This is a genomic window from Streptomyces sp. (assembly GCF_036566765.1).
In the GTDB taxonomy this organism is placed as follows: domain Bacteria; phylum Actinomycetota; class Actinomycetes; order Streptomycetales; family Streptomycetaceae; genus Streptomyces.
In genome coordinates this window covers 1-5,385 of sequence record NZ_DATCVQ010000248.1, presented here as the reverse complement: position 1 = coordinate 5,385, position 5,385 = coordinate 1, and the positions used below count along the sequence as shown (strand labels likewise).

General features: G+C 71.4%; 5 protein-coding genes. 4 read left to right on the top strand and 1 reads right to left on the bottom strand.

Going from position 1 to position 5,385, the window contains the following annotated elements; genetic code table 11:
- Window positions 1-418: 418 nt before the first annotated feature.
- The 4 genes from VIU94_RS14110 to VIU94_RS14095 are packed head-to-tail and all read left to right on the top strand — an operon-like array spanning window position 419 to window position 4,918.
- Window positions 419-1,477 (top strand): glucose-1-phosphate thymidylyltransferase, encoded by a 1,059-nt coding sequence (locus VIU94_RS14110; RefSeq protein ID WP_331911298.1) that lies wholly within the window; start codon window positions 419-421, stop codon window positions 1,475-1,477.
- Window positions 1,474-2,496 carry a dTDP-glucose 4,6-dehydratase gene (rfbB, locus tag VIU94_RS14105; RefSeq protein ID WP_331911296.1) on the top strand — a complete coding sequence of 341 codons (1,023 nt, stop codon included), beginning with the start codon at window positions 1,474-1,476 and terminating at the stop codon, window positions 2,494-2,496. The genes VIU94_RS14110 and rfbB overlap by 4 nt, the downstream gene beginning before the upstream one ends.
- Window positions 2,493-3,896, top strand: a complete 1,404-nt coding sequence (locus VIU94_RS14100) for an NDP-hexose 2,3-dehydratase family protein (protein WP_414720947.1) — start codon at window positions 2,493-2,495, stop codon at window positions 3,894-3,896. The genes rfbB and VIU94_RS14100 overlap by 4 nt, the downstream gene beginning before the upstream one ends.
- 53 nt (window positions 3,897-3,949) lie before the next feature.
- Window positions 3,950-4,918: a UbiA family prenyltransferase gene (locus VIU94_RS14095; RefSeq protein ID WP_331911294.1), complete on the top strand. Its 969-nt coding sequence runs from the start codon at window positions 3,950-3,952 to the stop codon at window positions 4,916-4,918.
- An 85-nt stretch (window positions 4,919-5,003) separates the two neighbouring features.
- Here VIU94_RS14095 and VIU94_RS14090 read toward each other — a convergent pair.
- A partial coding sequence (locus VIU94_RS14090; RefSeq protein WP_331911292.1) for a LuxR C-terminal-related transcriptional regulator occupies window positions 5,004-5,385 on the bottom strand: 382 nt, incomplete at its 5' end.

The window sequence follows — 5,385 nt, the reverse complement described above, 5'->3', positions numbered from 1 at the left end:
CGCGCGCGGGCGGCGCTGGGGGCGGCGGCGTACGACGCGGAGTTCGCGCGCGGGGGTGGGCTGGACGCGGAGGCGTTCCTGGACCATCCGTCGACGGCCTGGGCGCCGGGTCCCGCGTAACCCTCGCCGCGCCCCCGGGATGAAAGCGTTTTCCGCCATTCTCGGCCGACCGCCGAGTCTGTCAGCTCCGGCGTGACCTGACAGAGTCCGGCAGGCGTCCGGCGGCGGTCTCTCGGGGCTCGCCTAGATTACTGAGCGTCATCCTGGCATATCCGAACCGCGGTTCGAGATTCACCTGGGCCGGGTGGCGGGGTCGCCTCCTCCCATTCACCGCGGGGGACCGATCCCGGAAATCACCTCCCGTGTCGCATCCCCGACATCTGTATCCGGTTGAAGAATTCACTCCGGGAAGGACCCAGTGAAGGCTCTCGTGCTATCCGGCGGAATGGGAACCCGGCTCAGGCCCTTTACCCATTCCATGCCGAAGCAGCTCGTCCCGGTCGCCGGCAAGGCGGTCCTGGAACACGCGCTGACGAACATCGTCGCTGCGGGCATCACCGAGATCGGCATCGTCGTCGGCGACCAGCTCGCCGCGATCCGCGAGCGGATCGGCGACGGCTCCCGCATCGGCGCCCGCATCACCTACATTCCGCAGGCCGAGCCGCTCGGCCTGGCCCATTGCGTGCTCATCGCCCGGGAGTTCCTGGGCGAGGACGACTTCCTGATGTACCTCGGCGACAACGTGCTGCCCGAGGGCGTCCAGGAGATCGCGCGGGAGTTCGCCGCCACGCGCCCCGACGCCCAGATCGTGGTGCAGAAGGTCGCCGACCCCAGCGCCTTCGGCGTCGCCGAGATCGACGAGGAGGGGACCGTGCTGCGGCTGGTCGAGAAGCCGGCCGAGCCGCGCAGCGACCTCGCCCTGATCGGTCTGTACTTCTTCACCCCCGCGATCCACGAGGCGGCGGGCGCCATCGCGCCCAGCGGCCGGGGCGAGCTGGAGATCACCGACGCCATCCAGTGGCTGGTGACCCGGGGCCGTACCGTCAAGGCGGCCGAGTACACCGGCTACTGGGCGGACACCGGGCAGGTGGACAGCGTCCTGGACGCCAACCGCCGGCTCCTGGACACCCTCTCCCCCGCGTCCGCGGGCGAGATCGACGCGGCCAGCCGGGTCACCGGGGACGTCGTCGTCGAGCCCGGCGCCCGGGTGGTGCGCTCCACCATCGAGGGCCCGGCGATCATCGGCGCGGGCACCGTGGTGGAGGACAGCCACGTGGGCCGCTACACCTCCATCGGCAGCAACTGCACGGTGCGGGGTACGCAGATCGACGACTCGATCGTGCTGGACAGCTCGACCCTCTCGGACCTGCGCGGCCTGCGCGGATCCGTCATCGGCCGCCGGACCGCGGTCCGGTCGGCCGGCGATCGGCACCGGCTGATCATCGGAGACGATTCACAAGTGGAGGTCGCACGATGAGGATCCTGGTCACCGGCGGCGCGGGGTTCATCGGTTCCCACTACGTCCGGACGCTGCTCAGCGGCGGCTACCCCGGCTCGGAGGGCGCCCGCGTCACCGTCCTCGACAAGCTGACGTACTCCGGCAACCGCGACAACCTCCCGTCGACCGCTCCGCGCCTGGAGTTCGTGCACGGCGACATCTGCGACGCCGCCCTGGTTCGCGAACTGATGCCGGGACACGACGCGTTGGTGCACTTCGCGGCGGAGTCGCACGTCGACCGCTCCATCGACGCGGCCGGCGAGTTCTTCCGCACCAACGTGGTGGGCACCGAGGTGCTGCTCGACGCGGCGCTGCGCTCCGGCGTCGAGCGCGTGGTGCACGTCTCCACCGACGAGGTGTACGGGTCGATCGCCTCCGGCTCCTGGACGGAAGTCTGGCCGCTGGCGCCCAACTCGCCCTACGCGGCGTCGAAGGCCGGCTCCGACCTGGTCGCCCGCTCGTACCACCGGACGCACGGCCTGGACGTGTCGATCAGCCGCTGCTCCAACAACTACGGGCCCTACCAGCACACCGAGAAGCTGATCCCGCTGTTCATCACCAACCTGCTCGAAGGCCGGCCGGTCCCGCTGTACGGCGACGGGCACAACGTGCGCGAGTGGCTGCACGTGGACGACCACTGCCGGGCGATCCACGCCATCCTGACCCGCGGCCGCCCGGGCGAGATCTACAACGTCGGCGGCGGCGCGGAGCTGCCCAACACCGAGATCGCGACGCGGCTCCTGGGACTGTGCGGCGCGGACGAGTCGGCGGTGATCCGGGTCGCGGACCGGCCCGGGCACGACGACCGCTACTCGCTCGACGGCACCAAGATCCGGCGGCAGCTGGGCTGGGTGCCGCAGATCGGCTTCGAGGAAGGGCTGCGCGAGACCGTCGCCTGGTACCGGGACAACCCGGCCTGGTGGAAGGCGGTCAAGCGGGCCGACACCGTCGACGGGACCGGGGCGGTCGTCCCGGTCGAGGAAGGGGCCGGCGCGTGAGCACCGTATCCGGCGCCGCCGACGCGGGCGCACCGCTGCGGCGGCGGGACGACCCCGGCCTGCCGGGCCGGCTCGCCCGGTCGGCGCGGGCCCTGGAGGGGCACGGACCGAGCACCGAGGAGTTCGCCGGCTGGCTCGCGGGACGGGCCGCGGCCCACCGCTTCCGGGTCGACCGCATCCCGTTCGCCGAGCTCGACGGCTGGTCCTTCGAGCCGGGCACCGGGAACCTGGTGCACCGCAGCGGGCGGTTCTTCACCGTGGAGGGGCTGCACGTCACCCTCGGCGAGGGGCCCTTCCCGGAGTGGCAGCAGCCGATCATCAACCAGCCCGAGGTCGGCATCCTGGGCATCCTCGCCAAGGAGTTCGACGGCGTCCTGCACTTCCTGATGCAGGCCAAGATGGAGCCGGGCAACCCCAATCTGCTCCAGCTCTCCCCCACCGTGCAGGCGACCCGCAGCAACTACACCAAGGTGCACCGCGGCGCGGACGTGAAGTACCTGGAGCACTTCGTGGGCGCGGACCGCGGCCGCGTGATCGCCGACGTGCTGCAGTCCGAGCACGGGGCCTGGTTCCACCGCAAGGCCAACCGCAACATGATCGTGGAGACCCGGGAGGAAGTGCCGCTCGACCCGGACTTCTGCTGGCTGACCCTCGGCCAGATCGGCGAACTCCTGCGCCGGGACAACGTGGTGAACATGGACTCGCGCACCGTGCTGGCCTGCGCGCCCACCGCGTACCCCGAGGAGGGCGCGCTGCACTCGGACACCGAGCTGCTGTCCTGGATCACCTCGGAGCGGTCCCGGCACGATCTGCGAGTGCGCCGGATCCCGCTGGCCGAGGTGAAGGACTGGGTGCGCGGCGAGTCGGCGATCGAGCATGTGCCGCCGCGGTACTTCGAGGTGATGGCGGTGGCCGTGCAGGCCGAGAACCGCGAGGTCACCAGCTGGACCCAGCCGCTGTTCCACCCGCTCGGGCTCGGCGTGACCGCGTTCGTCACCCGCCGCTTCCACGGGGTGCCGCACGTGCTGGCGCACGCGCGCGCCGAGGGCGGCTTCCTCGACACGATCGAGCTCGCGCCGACCGTGCAGTGCACCCCGGGGAACTACGCCCATCTCGATCCGGAGCAGCGCCCACCGTTCCTGGACCTGGTGCTCGGCGCCGACCCCGCGCACGTGCGGTACGAGGCGGTGCACTCCGAGGAGGGCGGGCGCTTCCACCACGCGGAGAGCCGGTACCTGATCGTCGAGGCGGACGAGACCCAGGCGCCGGCCGAACCGCCGCCGGGCTACCGGTGGGTGACGCCGGGCCAGCTGAACTCACTGGTGCGGCACGGCCATTACGTCAACGTGCAGGCGCGGTCCCTGCTGGCCTGCTTCAACACCCTGGCGGCGCCCCTGTGACGCCCCGCGCGAGCGCATCGCGAGACCACGACCGACGAAGGTGAGGACATTCCATGGCAGCGAGTTCCGAGGTGGCGCCGAAGACCGAGGGGGGCTTTCTCCAGCGGTTCGCGGTGTACGCGAGGCTGGTGAAGTTCCAGTTCGTGATCGACTTCTTCCTCGCCCTGGCCATCGTGTGGACCGGGACGGAGCCGGAGACCCGGCTGGACGGTCACGTCCTGTTCACCGTCCTGCTCTTCGCGCTGGGCAAGGTCGGGGTGCTGTCCGCGGTGATGACGCTCGACGACGTGACGGGCACCAAGGACGGCAGCGACACCCACAACTACCTCGCCGAGAACAACAGCGAGCTACGGCCCCTGAAACGCAAACCGCTGCTCACCGGGGAGCTGACGGTGGAGCAGGCGCAGCGCTTCGGCTACGTGAGCCTCGTCTGGGGCGCGGTGTGGTGGGCGCTCGCCACGTACCAGGCCCCGCACACGCCTGTGTGGGCGCTGGTGGTGGGCGGGCTGCTGCTGGTCTTCAGCGTCCAGTACTCCTGGGGTCTGAAGCTCAGCTACATCGGCCTGGGCGAACTGCTGCTGCTGTTCTCGGCGTCTGCGTTCGTGCTCGCGCCGTACGGCATCACCTCGGGCGAACTGCCGGCGCTGATCCTGGTGGAGGCGCTGCTGTTCGGCTTCGGGCAGCTGCTCATAGCGGGCTACTCGAACACGAAGGACGTCGACGGGGACGCGGCGGTGGGGCGTCGCACGGTCGCGGTGCTGACCTCGGAGCGGGGCAACCAGGTGTTCCTGGGGCTGCTGACCACGGCCAACCTGGGCGTGATCCTGGTGCCGGCGGTGACGGGCTGGATCCCCTGGTGGTTCGTCCTGGCGCTGACGCCGCTGATCGCGGTGCGGCTGAACCAGTACCTGTCGTTCCTGCGGGACGGGCATGCGCTGCTGGCGCGCAGCCGGGGCGTGGTGGCCTTCCGGGTCACCGTCGGCTGCATCCTCGTCTACAACGTGCTCCACTTCGGGTTCTGACCGCCGTCGGCGCCCCTGTCGCCTTCGGCGCCCCCTGACATACCGCCGCCCGGCCGGCCCGCTCTCCCGCGGGCCGGCCGGGCGGCTATGGCGTGGGGTCCGCGAGCGCCTCGGCCCGGCGGGTCATCCAGCCGGCGACCTGGACCCGCGAGGAGCAGTCCAGCTTCCGCATGATCTTGCGGAGGTGGTTGACGGCCGTCCACTCGGCGATGCCCAGCCGCCGGGCGATCTCCCGGTTCGTCAGGCCCGCCGCGACCAGCTCGGCGACCTCCGTCTCGCGCTGGGTCAGCGGGTGTTCCGGGCCGTCCCACTCGCGGGCGAACCGGGCACAGCTCAGCGGGGTCAGGACGGCGGCGATCGCCTCTTCCATCGGCAGCGCCGCCCCGGCGGCGGCCGCGGCCGCCGCCTCCTGCGCGCCGAGCCGCACCACGGACTCCGCCCGGACGGCCTCGGCCTCGTCGAGGGTG